At 63.7% G+C, this 21886-nt stretch carries 19 protein-coding genes; 15 read left to right on the top strand and 4 right to left on the bottom strand.

Annotation, left to right across the window (positions count from 1 at the left end; genetic code table 11):
- Positions 1-47: 47 nt before the first annotated feature.
- The 8 genes from dnaG (at position 48) to LJY25_RS00995 (ending at position 10033) form a co-directional block, all read left to right on the top strand.
- Positions 48-2141, top strand: coding sequence for a DNA primase (gene dnaG / locus LJY25_RS01030; RefSeq protein ID WP_227606360.1), 2094 nt, complete (start codon positions 48-50; stop codon positions 2139-2141).
- A gap of 190 nt (positions 2142-2331) precedes the next feature.
- Positions 2332-3378, top strand: coding sequence for a potassium channel family protein (locus LJY25_RS01025; protein ID WP_227606359.1), 1047 nt, complete (start codon positions 2332-2334; stop codon positions 3376-3378).
- A gap of 194 nt (positions 3379-3572) precedes the next feature.
- Positions 3573-4274: a hypothetical protein gene (locus LJY25_RS01020; RefSeq protein ID WP_227606358.1), complete on the top strand. Its 702-nt coding sequence runs from the start codon at positions 3573-3575 to the stop codon at positions 4272-4274.
- A gap of 189 nt (positions 4275-4463) precedes the next feature.
- Positions 4464-5708 carry a glycosyltransferase family 4 protein gene (locus LJY25_RS01015; protein ID WP_227606357.1) on the top strand — a complete coding sequence of 415 codons (1245 nt, stop codon included), beginning with the start codon at positions 4464-4466 and terminating at the stop codon, positions 5706-5708.
- Complete coding sequence (locus LJY25_RS01010; RefSeq protein WP_227606356.1) at positions 5705-6877, top strand: glycosyltransferase; 1173 nt, start codon at positions 5705-5707, stop codon at positions 6875-6877. Before LJY25_RS01015 ends, LJY25_RS01010 begins: the two co-directional genes overlap by 4 nt.
- A gap of 159 nt (positions 6878-7036) precedes the next feature.
- Positions 7037-8278 carry a bifunctional 3,4-dihydroxy-2-butanone-4-phosphate synthase/GTP cyclohydrolase II gene (locus LJY25_RS01005; protein WP_227606355.1) on the top strand — a complete coding sequence of 414 codons (1242 nt, stop codon included), beginning with the start codon at positions 7037-7039 and terminating at the stop codon, positions 8276-8278.
- A gap of 210 nt (positions 8279-8488) precedes the next feature.
- The gene (locus LJY25_RS01000) at positions 8489-9190 is read left to right on the top strand and encodes a hypothetical protein (protein WP_227606354.1); all 702 of its coding nucleotides are present in this window, start codon (positions 8489-8491) and stop codon (positions 9188-9190) included.
- Positions 9191-9271: 81 nt separating this feature from the next.
- A complete protein-coding gene (locus tag LJY25_RS00995) occupies positions 9272-10033 on the top strand; it encodes a hypothetical protein (RefSeq protein WP_227606353.1) in 762 nt (253 codons plus the stop codon).
- 10 nt (positions 10034-10043) lie between these two features.
- Here the strand turns inward: LJY25_RS00995 and LJY25_RS00990 are convergent, their stop codons facing one another.
- The 4 genes from LJY25_RS00990 to LJY25_RS00975 all read right to left on the bottom strand — a co-directional run bounded on the left by LJY25_RS00990 (position 10044) and on the right by LJY25_RS00975 (position 14435).
- Positions 10044-10805, bottom strand: a complete 762-nt coding sequence (locus LJY25_RS00990; RefSeq protein ID WP_227606352.1) for an ABC transporter permease — start codon at positions 10803-10805, stop codon at positions 10044-10046.
- A 150-nt stretch (positions 10806-10955) separates the two neighbouring features.
- Positions 10956-11849: an ABC transporter ATP-binding protein gene (locus LJY25_RS00985; protein ID WP_227606351.1), complete on the bottom strand. Its 894-nt coding sequence runs from the start codon at positions 11847-11849 to the stop codon at positions 10956-10958.
- A 176-nt stretch (positions 11850-12025) separates the two neighbouring features.
- Complete coding sequence (locus LJY25_RS00980; protein WP_227606350.1) at positions 12026-13789, bottom strand: M14 family metallopeptidase; 1764 nt, start codon at positions 13787-13789, stop codon at positions 12026-12028.
- A 211-nt stretch (positions 13790-14000) separates the two neighbouring features.
- A complete protein-coding gene (locus LJY25_RS00975; RefSeq protein WP_227606349.1) occupies positions 14001-14435 on the bottom strand; it encodes a DoxX family protein in 435 nt (144 codons plus the stop codon).
- 191 nt (positions 14436-14626) lie between these two features.
- Between LJY25_RS00975 and surE the strand changes: the two genes are divergently transcribed.
- The 7 genes from surE (at position 14627) to LJY25_RS00940 (ending at position 21840) form a co-directional block, all read left to right on the top strand.
- On the top strand, positions 14627-15448 hold the full coding sequence (gene surE / locus LJY25_RS00970; RefSeq protein WP_227606348.1) for a 5'/3'-nucleotidase SurE: 822 nt from the start codon (positions 14627-14629) through the stop codon (positions 15446-15448).
- A 75-nt stretch (positions 15449-15523) separates the two neighbouring features.
- A complete protein-coding gene (locus tag LJY25_RS00965; RefSeq protein WP_227606347.1) occupies positions 15524-16522 on the top strand; it encodes a DUF1028 domain-containing protein in 999 nt (332 codons plus the stop codon).
- Between the two features lie 13 nt (positions 16523-16535).
- Positions 16536-17105 (top strand): SixA phosphatase family protein, encoded by a 570-nt coding sequence (locus tag LJY25_RS00960; protein WP_227606346.1) that lies wholly within the window; start codon positions 16536-16538, stop codon positions 17103-17105.
- 102 nt (positions 17106-17207) lie between these two features.
- Entirely contained in the window at positions 17208-18596 is a 1389-nt protein-coding gene (locus tag LJY25_RS00955; RefSeq protein ID WP_227606345.1) for a M20/M25/M40 family metallo-hydrolase, read from the top strand.
- Between the two features lies 1 nt (position 18597).
- Entirely contained in the window at positions 18598-19152 is a 555-nt protein-coding gene (locus LJY25_RS00950; protein WP_227606344.1) for a 2'-5' RNA ligase family protein, read from the top strand.
- A 214-nt stretch (positions 19153-19366) separates the two neighbouring features.
- The gene (locus LJY25_RS00945) at positions 19367-21127 is read left to right on the top strand and encodes a S8 family serine peptidase (RefSeq protein ID WP_227606343.1); all 1761 of its coding nucleotides are present in this window, start codon (positions 19367-19369) and stop codon (positions 21125-21127) included.
- Positions 21124-21840 carry a hypothetical protein gene (locus tag LJY25_RS00940; RefSeq protein WP_227606342.1) on the top strand — a complete coding sequence of 239 codons (717 nt, stop codon included), beginning with the start codon at positions 21124-21126 and terminating at the stop codon, positions 21838-21840. The genes LJY25_RS00945 and LJY25_RS00940 overlap by 4 nt, the downstream gene beginning before the upstream one ends.
- Positions 21841-21886 lie beyond the last annotated feature (46 nt).

Genomic DNA, 21886 nt, shown 5'->3' with positions numbered 1-21886 from the left:
GTAGGCCTGACCCTGTCCTGCTTACCACCTATTGCCGCTGTACTCCCTTGGCCCGTATTCCCAAAGAAACCATTGACCAGATCCTGCACCTGACCGACATCGTGGAAGTGGTGGGCGACTTCGTGAGTTTGAAGCGCAAGGGCCAGAATTTGTGGGCCTGCTGCCCGTTTCATCACGAAAAGTCACCCTCGTTTTCGGTGGCGCCGGCCAAGGGGCTCTACAAGTGCTTTGGCTGCGGCAAGGCCGGTGGGGTGATTCAGTTCGTGATGGACATCGAGGGCACCAGCTACGTGGAGGCCCTGAAGTACCTGGCTAAAAAGTACGGCGTCGAGATTCAGGAAGAGGAACGCACGCCCGAGCAGCAGCTCGTCCAGAACGACAAGGACTCCCAGTACATCGTCTCGGACTGGGCCAAAATCCACTACCACAACCGGCTGCTCAACACCGACGAGGGCCAGAGCATCGGGCTGAGCTACCTGCGCCAGCGGGGGCTAAGCGAGCAAACCATCCGCACCTTCGAGCTCGGCTACTCGCTCGACCAGTGGGAGGACCTGCTCAAGGCAGCCGAAAAGGCCGGCTACGAGCGGAAGTTTCTGGAAAAAACCGGCCTCATCATCAAAAAGGAAGACGAGCAGGGCGTCGACACCGGCCGGCGCTACGACCGGTTCCGGGGGCGGGTGATGTTCCCGATTCACAACGTGTCGGGCCGCGTCATCGGCTTCGGGGCCCGCACGCTCAAGGCCAACGACAAAACCGCCAAGTACCTCAACTCGCCCGAGTCCGACATCTACCACAAGTCGGACGTACTCTACGGCATGTACCAGGCCCGGCAGGCCATCCGCAACGAGGAGCTGTGCTACCTCGTCGAAGGCTACCTCGACGTGCTCAGCCTGCACCAGGGCGGCATCCGCAACGTGGTGGCCTCATCGGGTACCTCGCTCACCGAAAGCCAGATCCGCCTGATCGGGCGCTACACCGACAACGTAACAGTGCTCTATGACGGCGACGCGGCCGGCATCCGGGCTTCTTTGCGCGGCATCGACCTGATCCTGGAAGGCGGCCTGAACGTGCGCGTCGTGAACTTCCCCGACGGTGACGACCCCGACTCGTACATCCGTAAGGTTGGGGACCAGCGCTTCAAGCAGTACCTGGAAAGCCACAGCCAGGACTTTATTTCCTTTAAGACCGACCTGGTAGCCCGGGACGCCGCCCACGACCCGGTAAAAAAGGCCGAGGCCATCCGCGACGTGCTGCAAAGCATTGCCAAGGTGCCCGACCCGATCAAGCGCCAAGTGTTTCTGCAGCAGACCAGCGCCACCTTCGGCATCGACGAGCAGGTGCTCATCACCGAGTACAACAAGCTGGTTAAGAACGCCGGGGCGAAAATTGCCCTGCCCGGGACCAGCTCCAGTGGTAACTCAGGCAGCTCCGGCCAAAGCTCCGGCGGACAGCGCCCCGCCGCCGGCGCGGCGCGCCCGCTTACAGACGAAGAAATGGCCGAGGCTGCCATGTACGGCGCCACGCCCGAAGACCTGGCCGGCGGCTACAGCAGCTCCGGCAGCTCCGCTGGTGCCACCGCGCCCGGCCATATGGGCGACGACATGGAGCCCATCGGCGACGTGCTGCAAACCTGCGAGCGGGAAATCATCCGCCTGCTGGTGTTGTACGCGCCCCAGCCCCTGGCGCCCGACCTGAGCGTGGCCCACTACCTGTTTGCCCAGCTCGACGACACGCCCCTGCAGACCCCGCTGTTTGCCGACGTGATGAGCCTATGCCGGCAGGAGTTGGAGGAAGGCCGGTGGCCCGAGGTGCGCACCCTGATTCAGCACGGCCGGGCCGACGTGCGCAGCATCGTGAGCGACCTGGCCACCGACAAGTACGAGCTGAGCCCCAACTGGAGCACTCACCAGATCTACGTACCCCGGGAGCTGGACCAGCTGCAGCAGGCCTGCGACAACGCTATTCTGCGGCTGAAGAAAGAGCTGGTGCAGCGGGAACTCAACAAGCTCCGCGACGCCCTGCGTCAGGCCCAGGACTCGGCCGCCGTCGACAAGGTTCTCGAAGCCCTGATGCTCTACAAGCGCCTCGACAACGAGCTGGCCAGCCACCTCGGCACGGTAATTCCGCGGAATCTGGCGTAAGGGAAGAGGTTGTGAAATTGCGAAGAAGTCAAGTCATTGTCATTCTGAGCAGAGCAAAGGACCTTAGCACCGCGGAACGACTTGCAGTTGAGCGATACTCGTTGCAACGACTCGCTCAACCCTGATAAGGTTCTTCGCAGGCTCAGGATGACAATGACTTGACTACCTCATACCTTCACCACGTTACCACATGTCCCTTCTGCAGCACTACACCCACTTCTGGAAGAAGGCGAACCTGAACCGGTTCGTGGGGGCGCTGGTGCTGTCGTTTGTGAGCCTTGGCGTGGGGGTGGGGGGCTTTATGTGGTTTGAAGGCTACAGCCCGGGCGAGGCGCTGTACATGACCATGATTACGGTGTCGACGGTGGGGTTCGGGGAGCTGCACCCGTTCTCAGCGGCAGGGCGGCTGTTCGTTTCGGTTTATATTTTCTTTAACCTCGTGTTCATTGCCTACCTCGTGTCGGTACTGACCACCTACTTATTTGACGGGGAGCTGCGCTCCATTTTCAAGATGTTCAGAACCGATCAGGCCATCCGGGGCTTCTCCGACCACGTGATTGTCTGCGGCTTTGGCCGCAACGGCAGCAAGGCCTACCACGAGCTGCACGCTGGTGGGGCCGTGGTGGTCGTCATCGAGCAGGACGAGGCCCTGCTGCGGGCTTTCGCCGAGAATGAGCGTCACACCATCACCTCCGTATTCGGGGACGCCACCGCCGACGAAACCCTGCTGGCCGCCGGCGTACAGCGCGCCCGGGCCCTGATTACGGCCCTGCCCAAAGACGCCGACAACGTGTTCGTGGCCCTTACGGCCCGGGAGCTGAACCCGAACCTGAAAATCATTGCCCGCGCCAGCCTCAAGACCAGTGAGAGCAAGCTGCTGCGTGCCGGCGCCGACTCCGTGGTGATGCCCGATGAAATTGGGGGCTCCCACATGGCCAACCTAGTGATGCGGCCCGAGGTAATCCGCTTTCTGGAAATGATTGGCGGCCTGGGGCCCAACAAGCTGCGGCTCGAGGAAATCAGCTACCGGCAGCTGCGCAAGGAGTGGCAGGGGCGCAGCATCCGGGAGCTCGACATCCGCTCCCGCACCGGCGCCACCATCATCGGCCTGCGCCACCACGCCGGTAGCCTGAGCGTGAGCCCCAGCGCTGATATCCGTCCCGAGCCCGGCGACGTGCTGCTGGTGCTCGGCACCGACGCTCAGATTATAGCCCTGGAAGAGCAGTTTCAGGTGTAGTTAGGATTCTGACAGAAGCCATGAGAACCTGGCGGGAGCTTTCGATACTTACGGCCCGCGTCTGGGCAGCTATTGCCCGGGGTGCCGCTGTAGCAGCTACGTTCCTCTTGCCTTCAGCAGGCAGCGAAGCGAGATCAGGCGGGGGTTGCCCTGTAGAACCTGATGTGCTGGCTTAGCAGTAAACCTCCGAGCGTATGAAAACTTTGCTACTCGTTGGCTTGGCGCTGGCTGCGCAGCTGGTGCTGCCGGCCCACAGCCCGCGCTTCAACGACAACTTCGTGATCAGGACCCGCTCGCTAAGCGGCCGGCACGAAGTGCTTTCGATTCCGCAGTTCTGCACCAACCGGACCCGGGGCTGCGTCCGGGTGGCCGAAACCGGGACGGGCAAAGTGCTGTACTCGTTTGACGTAAACCGCCTGACGGGCACCGTCTATGTAGCGACGGCCGACCCCACCACTCTGATCAGGATTGGAACCGGCATCGGGGGAAGTCCAGCGGTAAAGATCCCGGAAACAACCGATGCGCCGGACGTATACCTGCAGATCTACCGCGCCGGGGTGCTCGCCGACAGTGTGCGGATTCCCGCCGTTACCCCGGTGGCAGCCAACGAGGAATTTTACTTTACCGGCCGCCGCCTGGACCGCTCCAGGCTCCTGCACCACAAGCCCGATACGCTGGCCATCGTCACCCACCGGGGGCTGGCCCTGCTGGCCTGCCACGGCGGCAGGGTTACCGTATCCCTCGCGCCGGGCTACGAGCGGCTCCGCACGTTCCGGCTGATGAACGTGAATGCGCGGCAGGTGTGCTTCCCGTACCCGCAGCCCGCTACCTGCGCCGACGTACCGCCGCTGCCGGAAGCCCCGGATGGCAGCTCCCACAAGGGGAAACACCGCTAGGCAGACCCGCCGGAGCGGGCTGGCTTAGCGGGAGCAGCGCTGAGAGTTAACCGCTCGGTTTCCATTCCTGTTCAGCGCCGCCGGCTGCCGGCAGAACAGCAAACTCGCCCTTTCACTACCTCCCCGCCCCAGGTTCTTCGTAGCTTTGCCCCCCGGTGGGCTGCCTTTCCGGCCCGCCGCCCCGTTGCTTTGCACATTCTTCAGGTTTGTCCGCGCGTTCCGTATCCGCCCCACGATGGCGGGGCTATTGCCATGTACGACGTGGCCGCCGGCCTGGCCCGGGCCGGGCACCTGGTTACGGTGCTGGCCCTCAACACGCCCAAGCACCGCCAGCCCGCCACCGCCCTCGACCACCTGGGCCGGAACGTGCGCCTGGTCACGGTGGACGTTAACACGGATTTGTCGCCGGTTAAAGCACTGAAGAACCTGCTGCTGAGTCGCCGGCCCTACAACGTGGAGCGGTTTATCAGTGAGCCGGTCGGGGAGAGGCTGCTGGAGATTCTGCGCACCGGCACGGTCGACATCGTACAGCTCGAAGGCACCTTCGTGGCCTGGTACGCCGAGCAGCTGGGCCTCCAAAAAAGCGCCGGCTTACAAGTGCCGCCCCTGGTTTTGCGCGCTCACAACGTGGAGTACACCATCTGGCAGATGCTGGCCGCCCGGGCCGGCAATCCGCTCAAGCGCGTATATCTGCGCAACATGGCCGCCCGCCTCGAGCAGTTTGAGCGGCGCTACCTGCCGCAGTTCGACGCCGTGGCCGCTATTACCGAGGACGACGCCGTTCGGCTGCGCGCCCTGGGCTGCCCCGAGCCGGTGGTGTTCGTGCCCGCCGGGGTGGAGCTGACGCGGTTTTCGGTGGACCCGTCGATAAAATCCAAGCCCCGCACGCTGCTCGTGATTGGCTCCCTGAACTGGCTGCCCAACCTGGAGGCCCTGGAATGGTTGCTGCGCGAAATCTGGCCCACGGTACACGCCGAGATGCCCGACGTGGAGCTGCATGTGGCCGGCAGCGGCACGCCCGAGGAACTGCTCCGGCCCCGCACCGACAACGTATTCGTGCACGGCTTCGTGGACTCGGCCGCGGCGTTTATGCAGCAGTATGAGCTGATGCTGGTGCCTTTATTGAGCGGGGGCGGGATGCGCATCAAGATTATTGAGGGCATGGCCCTGGGCAAAGCCATTCTGAGTACGCCCATCGGGGCCGAGGGCATTGCCGTGCGCGACGGCCACGATATGCTTTTGCGCACCACTGCCGCCGAATGGCTTGATGCCCTGCGGGCCTGGTACCGGGGCGCAGTGCCAGTGGCGACGATAGGGGCGGAGGCCGCCCGCACGGCCGCCGGCCTCTACGACAACCGCCGCGTCGTAGAGCGGTTTGAAAGTCTGTACCAGGTCCTGCTCGACCAGCGGAAACCTGAAAACCCCACCATATGAGGCTGCTGGTACTGCTTTCCCGCTTTCCCTACCCGCTCGACAAGGGCGACAAGCTGCGTGCGTTTCACCAGCTGCGCCACCTGTCCCGGCAGCATGAGGTTTGCCTGTTTGCCCTAACGGATGAGGACGTGTCGGCCGGCGCGTATGCCGCCGTGCAGCCCCTGTGCCGGGGTGGCCTGCACGTGCACCGCCTGCGCCGCCCCGCCATTGCCCGCAACATGGTCCGGGCCCTGGCCACCGGCCTGCCTTTGCAAGTGGGCTACTTCCACGATGCCGCCGCCCAGCGCCGCTTCGATACGGTGTGTCAGGAGTTTCAACCCGAGCACATCTACTGCCAGCTGATCCGAATGGCGGAGTACCTGCGGGCCGTCAAGCAGCCGGCCATGACGCTCGACTACATGGACGTGTTTTCGAAAGGCATGGCCCGCCGGGCCGGAAATGCCCCGGGCTGGCAGCGCCCCGTCCTCAGCCTCGAAGCCCGCCGCTTGCGCGCCTACGAGGCCGGGGTGTTTGGCTGGTTCCGGGCCCATACCATCATCTCCGATCAGGACCGGCAGCTCATCGATCATCCCCGCCGCGACGAAATCCAGGTAGTACTCAACGGCATCGACACCGACTATTTCCGGCCGTTAAACCAGGCCAAGGAGTACGAGGTGCTGTTCTGCGGCAACATGAGCTACCACCCGAACGTGGACGCCGCCGTGTTTCTGGCCGAGGAAATTATGCCCCTGGTCCGGCAGCAGCACCCGCGGGCCCGTTTGCTGATTGCCGGCACCACGCCCGCGCCCCGGGTGCAGCAGCTGGCCTCCGAGTCGGTGGTTGTCAGCGGCTGGCTCGACGATATTCGCACCGCCTACGCCTCGGCCCGGGTGTTTGTGGCGCCGATGCGCCTGGGCACCGGCCTGCAGAACAAGCTGCTCGAGGCCATGGCTATGCGCCTGCCCTCCGTAACGACGTCCCTGGCTAACAACGCCCTGCGCGGCCGCCCGGACACCGACCTGCTGGTCGCGGAAACCGCCGCGGCCCTGGCCGGGCAGATCAGCCACCTGCTTGCCGAAACCGACTTCGCCGCTGCTCTGGCCGCCCGGGGGCAGGAGTTCGTGCGCCACAACTTCGACTGGGAAGCCTCCACCCATCGGCTGGAGGGGCTGTTTGGTGATCCGGCATAAACAGCGCTTCAGTAATTCAGGTGGGGCGCGGAGCAGAGGCTTCGTGCTGCTTTGCCGCCGGCAAGCGCCGCTTCCGCCCACATTCCCCGGCGGGCCCGTAACTTCGCCCCGCCCTTCAGGGTTGTACCCGATACGGCAGCACCAACGCTGCTCCCCACCATGCTTGATTCCATTGAAGACGCAATTGCCGATATCCGCGCCGGCAAAGTTGTGATTGTCGTTGACGACGAAGACCGCGAAAACGAAGGCGACTTTATCTGCGCCGCCCGCAGCGCCACTCCCGAGATTATCAATTTTATGGCCACCCACGGCCGCGGCCTGGTCTGTGCGCCCATCACCGAGGCCCGCTGCGAAGAGCTGGGGCTGGAGCTGATGGTGGGCCGCAACACGGCCCTGCACGCCACGCCCTTTACCGTGTCGGTGGACCTGCTCATCAACGGCGTAACCACGGGCATCTCGGCCTCCGACCGTTCCAAAACCATCCAGGCGCTGATTGACCCGGCCACCAAGCCCGAGGACCTGGGCAAGCCCGGCCATATCTTTCCGCTGAAGGCCCGCAAGGAAGGCGTGCTGCGCCGCGCTGGGCACACCGAGGCGGCCGTAGACCTGGCCCGCCTGGCCGGCTTCGAGCCCGCCGGCGTGCTGGTCGAGATTCTGAAGGACGACGGGGAAATGGCCCGCCTGCCCGACCTGGAGGAAGTAGCTAGGAAATGGGACCTGAAGCTGATTTCGGTGCAGGACCTGATCAAATACCGCCTGCAGAAGGAAAGCCTGATCGAGCGCGAAATCTCGGTGCAGATGCCCACCGAATACGGCGACTTTGAGTTGGTGGCCTTCACCCAGCGCAGCAACGACGTGCAGCACCTGGCGCTGGTAAAAGGCGACATCTCCGGCGACGAGCCGGTGCTGGTGCGGGTACACTCCTCCTGCGTGACCGGCGACATCTTCGGCTCCTGCCGCTGCGACTGCGGCCCCCAGCTGCACCGTGCCATGGAGCACGTGGAAAAGGAAGGCCGGGGCGTGATTGTGTACATGAACCAGGAAGGCCGGGGCATCGGGCTGCTCAACAAGCTGCGGGCCTATAAGCTGCAGGAGCAGGGCCGCGACACCGTGGAAGCCAACCTCGAGCTCGGCTTCCAGATGGATGAGCGTGACTACGGCGTGGGCGCCCAGATTCTGCGGGAGCTCGGAATCAGCAAGATGCGCCTGCTCACCAACAACCCCCGCAAGCGCACCGGCCTGATTGGCTACGGGCTGGAGATTGTGGAAACCGTGGCCATTGAAATTGCTCCCAACAAGCACAACCAGCGCTACCTGACCACCAAGCGCGACAAGCTCGGCCACACCATCCTGAGCAAGCTCCGACCCGTTGCCCCAGCCGACGCCGGCGCGGCCAGCTAGCTGCTCCTGAACGTATTTCGTTTTACCGTGAAAGCCCCGGCCCATCTGGTCGGGGCTTTTCAGTGGCTCCGGTGGCTTGGTTCGGTGGGCCGGCAGGCCAACCCGGGAATGCCCTGTGGCCGGAAACCTCAAGGGTTTCATTGGGGTTATCAGCGTACGACCCCCAACCGGATCCGCAACGCGTTACTTATGAAGAGTGGTGTTTCTGCTATGAAAAAAAGCTTGCTGGCCCTGGCCGGGGCGTTTCTGGGCCTGTGTCCGGGGGGCGTACGGGCCCAGCAGCCCGGCATCATTCGCCGGTTTGAGAGTAGTACCGTGCTGCTGGCTTCCGGCGACACCCTGCACGGCCCCCTGGATTTCTACCTGGCCCAGGATATCGTGCGGATCGTATTGCCCGATCAGACGATGAGCACGCTGTCGGCGGTGGCGGTGCAAAGCTTTGCCGTGCAGGGCGAGCAGGAACCCACCATTGGCTCGTTCCGGGCCTTAGTGCGGGCCGAGCCCGTCAACCCGGCGCGGGTGCGGGTGTTTCGCACCTACCTCTGGAACCACGACAACGACTACAGTGACTTCCGGTCCCCGGCCTTTTTCGAGCAGCTGAGCAGTGGCCCCCGGGTACTGCTGCGCCGGGAAGTGCTGGTTACCCGAAGTTCTCCCTACGGCTACGGGCCCTACGGTATGAACGGCGGCATGTCCAGCACGTATTCCGACATTCAGGACAAGTTTTATCTGGCCACGCCCACCGGCGCGGTGCTGCCCCTGCGCAATCCGAAGAAAGACCTGCCCGCTGCCTTTGGCTCCCTGGGCCGGCAGATCGAGCAGTATGCCCGGGAGCGGAAGCTCAGCTACACCGATGCCGGGGAGCTGGCGCTGCTGGTAAACTATGCCAACTCCCTCAGCACGCCCAAATAAACGGTCTTAGCGGCTTGACTATCAGCTACAAAAAGCCTACGTTTAAGTATGCCGGCCATTAACTGCCGGTGACAATAAAAAATGGCCCTGATTACGCGGGAGTGGATGAAAGTCGGACTGACGGGCCTTTGCCTGCTGGGCCGGCCCCTTGTCGCCCCGGCCCAGAACCCCGAGCTGGGCAAAGAGCTGTTCAAGTTTGGCGCGGTGCTGCTGGCTTCCGGCGACACGGTCCGGGGCCCGCTTACCTACTATCCCCAGCAGGACGTGGTGTGCGTGGTGCAGGCCAACAAGCAGGTTGTGGCGCTTTCCGCCGCCCAGGTGCGCATTTTCGCCGGTTTGCAGGTGCAGATGCCCGTGGTGTACGGCGCCTCGGACCACTACCTGACCGGCGTCGATAACCGGTTTCGGCCGCCTACGTCGATTGGGCGCGGCCGGAGCGGGCAGTTTCATCAGTACGACCCCACCCACGGCATGCCCGACTGGCGCCGGGCCCAGGTGCTGCCCATCCAGAAAATCCGGACGTACCGCACCCTGCTCTGGAGCGGTGGAGCCGGGAGCCCGCAGGCGCCCTGCTTTTTCGAGCAGCTCACCAATGGGCCGGTGCTTTTGCTGCGTCGTCTGCGGCCGGGGCTGCTGGGGTACGAGATGTACTTCCTGGCCCGTCCCAATGGGGAAGTGATGCGCCTGCGCCCGCGCAAAAAAGACGTGCTGTCGTATTTCAGCGCCCAGGCCGGGCCGATTCAGGAGTTTGTCAAGCACCGCCGGCTTCGCTACTCCGACCCCCGGGCCCTGGTGCTCATCGTGACGTTTGCCAATCTGCACGCCGCGCAGCCGGCTAAGTAGCTGCCGCCCGCTACAGGTCCCGGTTGCGGAGCAGCAGGTAGCTCAGCAGCCAGAACAGGGCCGCGTAGGCGAGGGCAAAGGGTACGGCCTCGCCCGGCAGCAGGGCACCGGTGGAGCCGGTCATAGTGGCCATAACTTCCTCGTTGGGCAGGGGCGTAAGGCTGCTTAAAACTTTGGTTGGGAAGTACCGGTCGATGTCGTCGGGCGTGGGATAGCGCAGGACGGGCTCCACCATCCAGGCGTACAGCAGAAATACCAGGATGGCCGGGCCGCTTTTCCGAATCAGAAAGCCCAGCAGGGCGGCTAATGCAAAATACCCCTGGGTCTGTACGGCGTAAAGCAGCACCGCCTGCAGGCCGGTTGTGGCCTGGCCGGCGGTTTCGGGGGCTTTGGTCAGGCCGAAGAACAGGCCGGTGGCCAGCACCGCCAGCACGGCAAATAAGCTCAGCAGCACTGCCACCAGCAGCTTGCCCTGAACCAGCTCGGCCGCCGATGAGCCGTTGATGACCTGCTGGCGAAAGGTGCGGAACTGGTATTCGTCGGTAATCAGGATGATCAGCAGGATACCCGGCAGCAGGTTGAAGTAACTGGCGACGTAGGACAGGTTTTTCCAGAGCCCCGGGAAGGCGTACAGCGACGAGCCTATCTTCTGCCCGTTGATGACCACGCCCCCGCCCACCGACACAAACAAAACCAGCAAAGCCGCGTGCAGCAGCAGAATCACCCACACGGTGCGGTAGGGCAGGAGTTTGCGAAGTTCGAGCTGAAGCATGAAGGGTGAATGGTTGATTGTTAGATGTTGATTGCTAATTGTTATTGGTTGTTTGTGACGCGGAAAATTCTAAGTCCTGTCGGAGGGAAAGACTTCAGAGCATAGTAAGCAAGGGTTGGCCTGACTTTCTTATTTAACATCAATCAACACTCACTTCGTCAGTTCCAGGAACTGGGCTTCGAGGCTGCGGTGGCGCACTTCGAGGCTGGCCAGCACGAGGCCCTGGTCGAACAGGGCGCGGTTGAGGTCGGCAGGACCAAAGTCCGCGGCCAGCTGCATACTCACCGCGCCGTTCGTTTCGGGCTTCACGTCGTGTACCGCCGGCAGGGCGCTCAGGGCCTGCTGAAGCTTGGCGGCGGGCACTCCCGCTGCCAACCGCACCACGACGCGGTCGGCCGCGTTGAGAATTGAGTTGACGGGGCCGGCCGTGCGCAGCTGGCCCTTTTGCAAAACCGCCACGTGGGTGCAGACCTTTTCGATTTCGTCGAGCAGGTGGCTGGCCAGGATGATGGTGCGCCCTTCCCCGGCCAGGCGCTGCACCAGGTCCCGCACTTCGGCAATGCCCTGGGGGTCGAGGCCGTTGGTGGGCTCGTCGAGCACCAGCACCTCGGGCTGACCCAGCAGGGCCGCGCCAATGGCCAGGCGCTGCTTCATGCCGAGGGAAAACCCTTTGATGGGCTCGTGCTGCCGGGTGCCCAGGCCCACGGTGTCGAGCACCGCCGCCACGCTGCCGGTGCCGATGCGCTTGGTTTCGGCCGTGAGCACCAGGTTCTGGCGCGCCGTCAGGTAGGGAAAGAAGTTGGGCGTTTCCAGCAATGCCCCGATGCGGCGCCGGGTAGCAGCCGTGGGCTCAGATCCGAACCACTTCACGGTGCCGCCACTGGCCCGCAGTACGCCCAGCGCCAGTCCCAGCGTAGTGGTCTTGCCACTGCCGTTGGGGCCCAGCAGTCCGTACACGCTGCCCGCCTCCACCGCCAGGCTTAGGTTCTGCAGCGCCTGGTTGCGCCCGTACGACTTGGAAAGCTGGTTGAGTTCGAGGACCATTTTTTAATGTGGTGATGGGCTGAATGTGAGAAACGGGCTGATGAGCAGCGGTGAAGATGGAATAAAGGTTTGATGAGCTTTACAAGTGCCTTAATAGCTGGCAAAGCTGCTGCAAGGGAGGGAGTGACTGTCCTGCTGTTCATCAGCCTGTCAACACCTTAACCGCCTCCGCAGCGTTACAGCCTCTCCGCCGGGAGTGGGCCGCCTTGCCAGCGGGCAACGGGGTAGCGGAGGTGAGACTTTTCGTAGTGGGGCGACTGGCGGTACATGAAGTCGAGCTGGGCGGCCCCGCTCTGGGCAAAGGCCGGGTTGGCTGCTTTCAGCCGTTCCAGTCGGATGCGCAGCTGCGGGTCGCGGCGAAGCAGCTCGGCGGCAATATCCTCGAATACATAATCGGAGAAGTACTCTTTCTGCTGCAGGATGCTGTCGAAGAAGCCCCAGGCGAAAAACGAGTCGGTGCCCTGGGGCTCCAGCACTTCCACCAGGTAGCGCGCGGCTTCGTTGGTCAGGTACGCCACGTAGTCGCCGCGGCGGAAGGGCAGGGGCTGGGTGACTGACCGCAGTTCCACGCCACTGTGCACGTAGTGGCCCTCGTAGGGGCGCTGGCCGGTTTTGTAGTCCTGGATGTAGTAGGTGTCGGCCGTCAGCGTCGTGTCGCGGGTAAGGCGGCTGAGCGGGACGCCGGCATTTTGCAGGCGCTCCACCACCTCCGCCCAGGCCTGGGGAATCAGGTACGCTCCGGGGCGGGTAGCTTCGGCCACCGGCCGGAACGTGTTGTAATAGTTGATCTGCCGCACGTAGGGCGCCGCGCGGTCGTAGTACAGCCGGGGCTGACCACTCACTTCGCTGGGCTTCATCTTTCCCTCGTAGCCCCGGAACGGAATCTTGCTGACCACCGTGGTATCGAGCTTCCAGGCCAGCGGAAACGAAGTCTGGTCTTTCAGCTTCTGCTCGGCCAGCGCCCGGGCCTGGGCCAGCGCCTCCCCGTCGGTGTGCACGAAGCGCAGCAGCACGTCCAGGAAGTCGTAGGTGGCCTTCACCCGTGGGGTGTAGGCCTTGAGCATGTGGGTTTCCGTGATAAAGCTCAGCGTGTTGAACAGCGCCGCGTAGCCGCTGGAGTAGCGCGGCGTTTCCAGAAAGCCGGTCAGACCCCGGGCGTCGGGCGTGCGGCCCTCAAAGTCGACGTAAGGCGTGATGAACTGCTTGCGCTTTTCCAGGCCCTGGTGCAGGGCCGGCAGGAAACGTTTGCTCAGGTACTGGCTCAAAGCCGGGTTCAGCTTGTCGGGCTGGGTGGCAATCAGGGTGAGCGTGTACTGGTAGTCGGCGCCGTCGGAGGTGTGGGTGTCGACGAACACGTCGGGGCGCCAGCTCCGAAACAGCCGGGCAAACGAGCGGGCGTTGCGGGAATCCTGCTTGACGTAGTCGCGGTTCAGGTCGAGGTTACGGGCGTTGCCCCGGAAGCCGTACTCGGCCGGGCCATTCTGGTTGGCGCGCGTCGTGGCGTTGCGGTTCAGCGCCCCGCCCACGTTGTAGATCGGGATAATGACGAGCGTGACGTCTTCCAGCTGCCGGCGCAGCTCTTTTTTCTGCACGTAGTCGCGGGCCAGCATCATGCTCGCGTCGATGCCCTCGGGTTCGCCGGGGTGAATCCCATTCTGGATTAGCACCACCCGCCGGTTTTTCTGCCGCACCGACGCGGGCTCGGCGTCGCCGTCGAGGGAGATGATGACTTCGTGCAGGGGCTGGCCGATGTCGGTGGTGCCGGCCTCCCGCATGGTTATTTCGGGGTAGGCCGCGTCGAGCCGCTGGTAGTAGGCGATGCACTCGGCGTAGGTAGCCGTGGTGTTGCCGTCGCCTTTTTCAAAAGGAGTGCGCCAGTCGTCGCGGGCCGCAAAAGGGGGAAGCGCCGCCAATGCCGCGGCCAGCCAGAAGGAAAGCATAGGCAAAGGTGGCAGGAATATCGGGATTAGGCCTTGGTCGTTCGTTGTCCGTTCTTAGTTGTTCGTTGTCAGTTGTTCGGAAATGGATAATGAGCTGTAGCCGGTACCATGAAGCACCTGCTTCTTCTAAGGCTACTCTCATCTGTCGTCGTATCCTTTTGTCAACTAACTGACAACGAACAACGGACAACTAACAACTAACAACGAACCCTCAGAACAACCTCCTCCGCGTGGGAAAGAGGGCCTGGTCGAGGGCGTAGCGGCCGGGGCCAATGAAGAGCAGGCTTAGAAACAGAATAGCCGATTCCAGGGAGTGGGAGTAGGAGGTAAAGTCGTCGCCCTGCACGACGTGCGAGGCCAGCGCGACCAGCATCGTAATCAGCAGCAGGGCACAGGCCACGCGGAACAGCATGCCCAGGGCCAGCAGCTGCCCGCCCACGGCCTCGGCAAAGGCGGCCAGAAACCCCCAGACGGTAGGGGCGAAGTCGAGCCCGAACTGCTTCATCACGCTTCCAACCTGCTCCCAGACCTCAACGCCGCCCATCAGCTTGGGGTAGCCGTGCAGGGTAAACATAATGCCGATGCCAATGCGCAGGATCAGCAGACCAGCGTCGGTGGTGCGGTAGTGGTTTTCAAACAGAGCCATCTGCGCAGGAGGTGCGGAACGGGTAGGAGAAATAAAAAGCAACTCGACGTTGCCAAAGTACAGTAAATAGCGCGAAACGCAACGAGTCGGCCGGGTCAGCTACCGGAAAAGTAATACGCTGTCCTGCTCCCCGGCGGAGCCCGTGCCGTGCGTACCTTTGCCCGGCCTTGTCTTACCCTAACCCCGCAGCTGTGACCGCCAAAACCCGCAAACCGCTTATCCTGATTTCCAACGACGACGGCATCACGGCCCCCGGCATTGCTACGCTGGTGCGCGTGATGCGCCGCATCGGCGAAGTGGTAGTGGTAGCGCCCAACTCGCCCCAGTCGGGCATGGGCCACGCCATCACCATTGGCTCTTCCCTGCGCCTCGACCCCAGCACCGCCTTCCCCGGCCTCGAAGCCTACGAGTGCAGCGGTACCCCCGCCGACTGCGTGAAGCTGGCCAAGCACCACGTGCTCAAGGACCGCCACCCTGACCTGGTGGTGTCGGGCATCAACCACGGCTCCAACGCTTCCGTGAACGTGCTGTACTCCGGCACCATGTCGGCCGCTATTGAAGCAGCCATTGAAGGACTGCCGGCTATCGGCTTCTCGCTCTGCGAGTACGGCCACGATGCCGACTTCTCCCACGTCGAGGAGTGGATCGAGCACATTGTGCGTCAGGCCCTGGAAAACGGTATCCCGGCGGGTACGGCCCTGAACGTGAACATTCCCAAAAAGTCGGCCCATGAAATAAAGGGCGTGCGGCTCTGCCGGCAGGCCCGGGCCAAGTGGGAAGAGAAATTCGACCTCCGCTACGACCCCTACAAGCGGCCCTACTACTGGCTGATCGGCTCTTTCGTGAACCTGGACCAGGGCGAGGACACCGACGAGTGGGCGCTGGCCCACAACTACATTTCCATCGTGCCCTGCCAGTTCGACCTGACGGCCCAGCACGGGCTTTCGGAAATGAACGAAAACTGGACCCTGAGCCTGAAACCCGAAAAAGCAGGTAAAGCCAAAAAATCCTGAGTGCGAAGTTTCGGCCGGGCCGGGACTTTTTACCGGCGCTATCTTCCGCTCATCTTTCCCGTAGTGCGTTCTGCTATGCCTGCTTTTCGATTTCTGTTGCTGTTGCTGCCGGCTCTGGTGTTTGGCTTCCGGGCCCCGGCTCAGGTATATGCTGCCAAAGAGCCGCTGGCCCACACCTTTTCCATCGTGGCCCGCGACCCGAAAACCGGCGAAATGGCGGTGGCCGTGCAAAGCCACTGGTTTTCGGTGGGCACCGCGGTTTCCTGGGGCGAGGCCGGCGTGGGCGTCATTGCCACCCAGAGCTTCGTGAACAAGTCGTTCGGGCCCCGGGGCCTGGCATTGCTGAAGAGCGGCAAAACCGCCCAGCAGACCCTCGACGAGCTGCTGGCTTCCGACGAGGGCCGGGAGGTGCGGCAGGTGGGTATCGTGGACGCGAAAGGCAACGTGGCCGCCCACACCGGGCAGAAGTGCATCGAGTACGCCGGCCACATCACCGGCCAGGAATTCTCGGTGCAGACCAACATGATGCTCAGCCCCGCCGTGGGGCCCGCCATGGCCAAAGCCTTTGAGCACAGCGCCGGGCAGCCCCTGGCCGAGCGGGTGCTGGCGGCCCTCAACGCCGCCCAGCAGGCCGGGGGCGACATCCGCGGCCGGCAGTCGGCGGCTCTGCTGGTGGTAGCCGCGAAAAGCAGTGCCGCCCCCTGGGACGACCGGCTGATTGACCTGCGGGTAGACGACGATGCCGAGCCCCTGGTGGAGCTGGTTCGGCTGCTGCGCCTGCACCGCGCCTACGACCATATGAATGCCGGTGACCTGGCCGTCGAGAAAAGCGACATGCCCCGGGCCGTGCAGGAATACCAGGCCGCCGAGCGCCTTTTTCCCGACAACCTGGAGATGCGCTACTGGCACGCCATCACCCTGGCCAACAACCGGCAGGTGCCCGCCGCACTCGCGCTGCTGCGGCCCATCTTTCGTAAGAACCCGAACTGGCGCACCCTCACTGCCCGGCTGCCGAAAGCTGGTCTGCTCACCGTGAGCGAAGCCGAGCTCAAGCAGATCCTTAGTTTAAAATAAGCAACCACTACCGATGAGAAAGCCCGCCCGCCCGCTTCTGATTCTGCTGCCTTTGCTGGCCCTGCTGCTGTTTGGCAACTGCCGCCTGCTTTTCAGCGGGTTGTATGGTCCACCCTCGGCCATCGTGTACCTGGTACGGCACGCGGAAAAAGACCTCACGCCCGGCCTGGCCGACCCGCTGCTCACGCCGGCCGGCGAGCAGCGGGCCCTGGCCCTGCGCGACACCCTGCGCCGCGCCGCCGTGCATGCCATCCTCACCACCGACACGCGTCGTACCAAGGCAACCGTGACGCCGCTGGCCGAGGCCCGCAAGCTTACTCCCGAGATTTACGACCCCAAGCGGGCCGAGGACGTGGCCAAGCTGATCCGGCAGCGGTTCCAGAACAAGACGGTGGTTATCGTCGGGCATTCCAATACCATCCTGCCCCTGATTGAGGCTTTTGGCGCCGGAAAGCCGGTACCGGAAATCAGGGATAATGAATATGACTACCTGTTTCGGGTAATGGTGCCCGAAAGCGGACCGGCCAAAGTGCTGTCAGTGAGTCGGTACGGGGCGTCGTCGGCGGTACCGGCGGGAAAGTAAGCAGCCCTGGGGGCCATTCCTGTTACCTTAGCCCGCCGGCTTTAGCCGGGTACTGCCGCCCCGACGGGTGTTTTCTGTTTTTCTCTCCGAATTTCGCTCCTTATGCGCTCCATCCTTTGCCGCAGTCTGCTGCTTGCCGGGCTTGGCTTCTTCACTTTCTCGGCCCAGGCCCAGACCACGGCCAAAACGGACTCAATCAACATCCGCAAAATCTACGACGAGGCCCTGCTGCGGGGGCAGAGCTACGAGAATCTGCGCCAGCTTACCGGCCAGATCGGGGCCCGGCTCAGCGGCTCGCCCCAGGCTGAGCAGGCCGTGCAGTGGGGCAAGGTCACGATGGAAAAGCTGGGTCTGGACCGGGTGTACCTGCAGGAGGTAATGGTGCCCCACTGGGTGCGCGGGCCCAAGGAGAAAGGCCAGATCCGCTCCACCAAGGGCAAGGGCGTCGACGTGGCCCTGTGCGCGCTGGGAGGCTCGGTAGGTACCGGCGGCAAGATGCGGGCCCAGGTAGTGGAAGTGAAAAGCTGGGCCGAGCTGGCCGCTCTGCCTGCGGAAAAGGTGAAAGGCAAGTTCGTGTTCTACAACCGGGCGTTCGAAGACCAGCTGATCGAGCCCGGTCAGGCCTATGGCAAAGCCGTGGACCAGCGGGGACGGGGCGCCATTGAAGCCGCCAAGCGCGGGGCCGTCGGGGCCCTGGTGCGCAGCATGACCAGCGCCAAGGACAACTTCCCCCACACCGGCGCCATGCGCTACGACGAAAAAGTGACCAAGGTACCCGGCGCGGCCCTCAGTACCCTGGCCGCCGACCAGCTCAGCGCCCTGCTCAAAGCCGATCCTACGCTCACCTTTGAGCTGGAAATGGCCTGCGAAACGTTGCCCGAGGTCAAGTCCTACAACGTGGTGGGCGAAATCAAAGGCACCAAGTACCCCGACGAAATCATCACCGTGGGCGGCCACCTCGACTCCTGGGACCTAGGCCAGGGTGCCCACGACGACGGCACCGGCTGCGTGCAGAGCATGGAGGTTTTACGTTTGCTAAAGGCCACCGGTCTGCGCCCCGAGCGCACGGTCCGGGCCGTGCTGTTTATGAACGAGGAGAACGGCGTCCGCGGGGGCAATAAGTACGCCGAGCTGGCCAAAGCCGCGGCTGAAAAGCACCTGGCGGCCATTGAGTCGGACGGGGGCGGGTTCACGCCCCGGGGCTTCAACGTGGAAGCTCCCGCCGCTACCGTGGCCCGGGTCCGGGAGTGGAGCCCTTTGCTCGCGCCGTATCATGTGGATGAAATAAACGCGGGCCATGCCGGCACCGACATTGAGCCGTTGAAAGACCAGGCCAAGGCCCTGATTGGCTTTGACGGCGACTCCCAGCGCTACTTCGACCTCCACCACACCGCGGCCGATACCTTCGACAAGGTTCACCGCCGGGAGCTGGAGCTGGGTGGGGCCGGTATGGCTGCCCTGGTGTATCTGCTCAGCAAATACGGTTTGTAATATGAATCCACCCGGCACCGCCCTCTACCTGCTGGCGCTGCTGCCGCCCGAGCCGGTTTTCACGGCAGTCTGGACCTATAAGCAGGAAGTAGCCCAGCTTACCGGTAGCCGCAACGCCGTGCGCCTGCCCCCGCACATCACCCTGATTCCGCCCTGCCACCTGCCCGTGGCGGGCGAGGCAGAGGTGGTAGGTGCTCTGGCGGAGTTTGCCGCCGGGCAGGCAGCCTTCCCGGTGGGGCTGCGCGACTTTGGCTGGTTTGGAACCCGTACGCTGTTTGTAAAAGTGGTCGATACTGAGCCGGTAAAGGGATTTCACGCGGCCCTCAGTAGCTGGTGCGCGGCGCGTGTGCCCGCCATCCCCCGCGAAAAACGACCCTTTACGCCCCATATGACCCTGGCCACCCGCGACCTGCCCGCCGACCAGGTTCCGGCCCTGCGCCAGCTGTTTGCCGGGCGGCGCTACGCGGCAGATTTTCCGGTGGTGAGCTTCCGCCTGTACCGGCACGACGGACGGAAGTGGCAGCCGGCGGCTGATTTTCCATTGCTTACCCACTAGAAAAGCCGGGAGCACCGAGCACCGGCTTTGACCAGACAGTTCAGCCAGACGAGGGATGTTAGCACGTCCGGATGCCGGTAATTTTCGTTTGTCGGGTGTCGCTGCCACTACGGATGGAGCGTTGCGCTATACGGGTTTCAGGCTTCTTTTGCATTGAACCTTGCGTGGCTTTACTACCTTACACCCCCTTTTGAACTGCCCGCCCTTGTTCCGTTTGCTTTCTCTTTTCCGGTTCTGCCCCCTGGTTCTGGTTTGCCTCGTTGCCGGAGCGGCTCCGCTACCCGCCCCGGCGGCTACGGCCAGCGTACCGACCGCCCGCTATTGGGTGTATCTGCGCGATAAGGCCGGCATGCACTTCGAGCCGGCCCAGTACTTTAGTGCCCCGGCCCGGGCCCGGCGCCTCCGCCAGCACCTGCCCGCCGCCGACAGCACCGACTTTCCCGTCCGGCCCGACTATGTACGCGGGGTTGAGCAGGCGTCCGACTCGGTGCTGTTCGTGAGCCGCTGGTTTAACGCGGTATGCTGCCGCGCTACGCCGGCCCAGGTGCGGGCTTTACGCGGCCTGCCCGGCGTGATGCGGGTTGAAGCGCAGACTCCCCTGGTGCTGCTGCCGACCGCCAAGTACCCGGCGGTGCGGATGAGCAGCCCGGAGCCGCTGACGGCCGCTGAGCGGTATCTGGCCCGGCAGCAAACGGCCAGCCTGGGTGGGCAGGCCTTTCAAAAGGCCCGGCTTGACGGCCACGGCCTGCGCATCGCCATCTTCGATGTGGGCTTTAACGGCACCGATAAGCACCCTGCCTTTCAGCACCTTTTCCGCGACAAGCGTGTGGTGGCCACCCATGACTTCGTGCGGAACCGCGAATCAGTCTATGGGGGAGGTTCGCATGGCACGGAGGTGCTGTCCTGCATTGCCGGCCGCCTGCCCGACGGAACGCCACTGGGTCTGGCGCCGCAGGCGGAGTTTTTGCTGGCCCGCACCGAGCGGATGCTACGCGAGGTGTATGTGGAGGAGCAGGACTGGCTGGCGGCCGCCGAATGGGCTGACCGCAACGGCGCCGACATTATCAACTCTTCCCTGGGCTACACCAACCGCCGGTATTTCCCCGAGCAGATGAACGGCCGCTCCAGCCTGGTGGCCCGCGCGGCCGGCATGGCCGTGCGCAAGGGTATTCTAGTCGTGAATGCCGCTGGCAACGACGGGGACGACGCCGAGTGGCGGACCATCGGAACCCCCGCCGATGGCGACTCGGTGCTGGCCGTCGGGGGCATCGACCCGGATACCTACCTGCACATCGAGTTCAGCTCTTATGGCCCTACCGCCGACCGGCGCCTCAAGCCCAACGTAGTGGCGTTTGGCACCGTGCTGGCGGCCACGCCCCGGGGCTACGAGCAGGTGCAGGGAACGTCGTTTGCCAGTCCGCTGATGGCCGGGTTTGCCGCCTGCGCTTGGCAGCAGAACCGGCAGCTGACGGTCCGGCAGCTGTTTGAGCAGCTGCAGCAGGCCGGCGGACTTTACCCGTACTTCGACTACGCCCATGGGTACGGGCTGCCCCGGGCGTCGGTGTTTATGAGCCCCCATCAGGCTAAAATCCCTCCGCAGGTGGACTTCAGTAAAAAGGATAGTCTGTTGTCGGTTATCATCCGCCCTGAAGCCGCCTTTCTGCCCGGCTTTCCACTGCCAATGTTCACCGACTCCGTAGCGGCCCTGACGCCCGGCGAGGCACTGAAGGCCCCCAAGCTGGGCCGCGAGGCCATTGTGGGCCCGGCACCCGTCGAAGCCGCTGCCGCGCCGCTGCCCCGCCCGACTGACTACCTGTACTGGCACGTGGCCAGCGCCGAAGGAGTGCTGCGCCGCTACGAGGTAAGGGAAGTGCGCCAGCGGGTGGTCGTGCAGATTCCCCTTCGCACCCTGCAGTCCGGCGACCTGGTGCGGGTGTGGTTTCGGGGCTCCATGCTTAGCTACCTCGTGCCATGAGGATGCTGCTCCTCACAGTCCTGGTGCTGGCGGGCCTTCCGGTTTCCACGGCGTTGGCTCAACGGGTGCTGCTGCAAAGCGAAGTGGCCTCCGATACGCTCTACTCGGGCTTTGGGCCCAACCGCGGCTACTATAACCACCTGTACCTGGGCTATGCCCCCGTGATCGGGGAGGCCAGTGCCCCGGGCGCCGCGTTGCGCTACGGCGCTTCGGGTGATTTTTTTGTTGGAATCCGCAACAAAGTCCGCCTCCATCAGGCCCTGGCGGTAGGCATCGACCTACGCCTCGACTGGCTGACCTATTCCCTGGTACAGAACGCGGCCAAGACGGTTCCCAACGCGCAGCAGCACAGCACCGAGAACCTAAGTCTGCAGCAGCTGCAGACGGAAGTATTTACCCGCTTTAACGTGGGTCGCCGGGGTAACGCCATTGGCCGCTACCTGGACCTCAGCGGCTGGGGCGGCTACGTTATCGGCTCGTCCCATTCCTACACCGACCGGCCCGGCACCAACGGTACGCGCAAAACAGTTGTGACCGAGCGGGGCCTTTCGTATGTGACGCGCTGGCCCTACGGAGTGGGTGCCCGGGTCGGGTCGGGGCGCTATGCGCTGCTGCTGCGCTACCGCCTTTCCGACAGCTACCGGGGCGCTGAAAAAGAACTATATCCGGAAATGCCCCGCTGGCTGGTGGGCCTGGAACTGGGCTGGCTCTGATAGCCGCCTCGGGAAAGTGCATTTTGCACAACCCTGGGCCGTTTTT

Source organism: Hymenobacter translucens, assembly GCF_020685205.1.
Lineage (GTDB): Bacteria > Bacteroidota > Bacteroidia > Cytophagales > Hymenobacteraceae > Hymenobacter > Hymenobacter translucens.
This window is presented reverse-complemented; position numbering and strand designations above follow the sequence as displayed.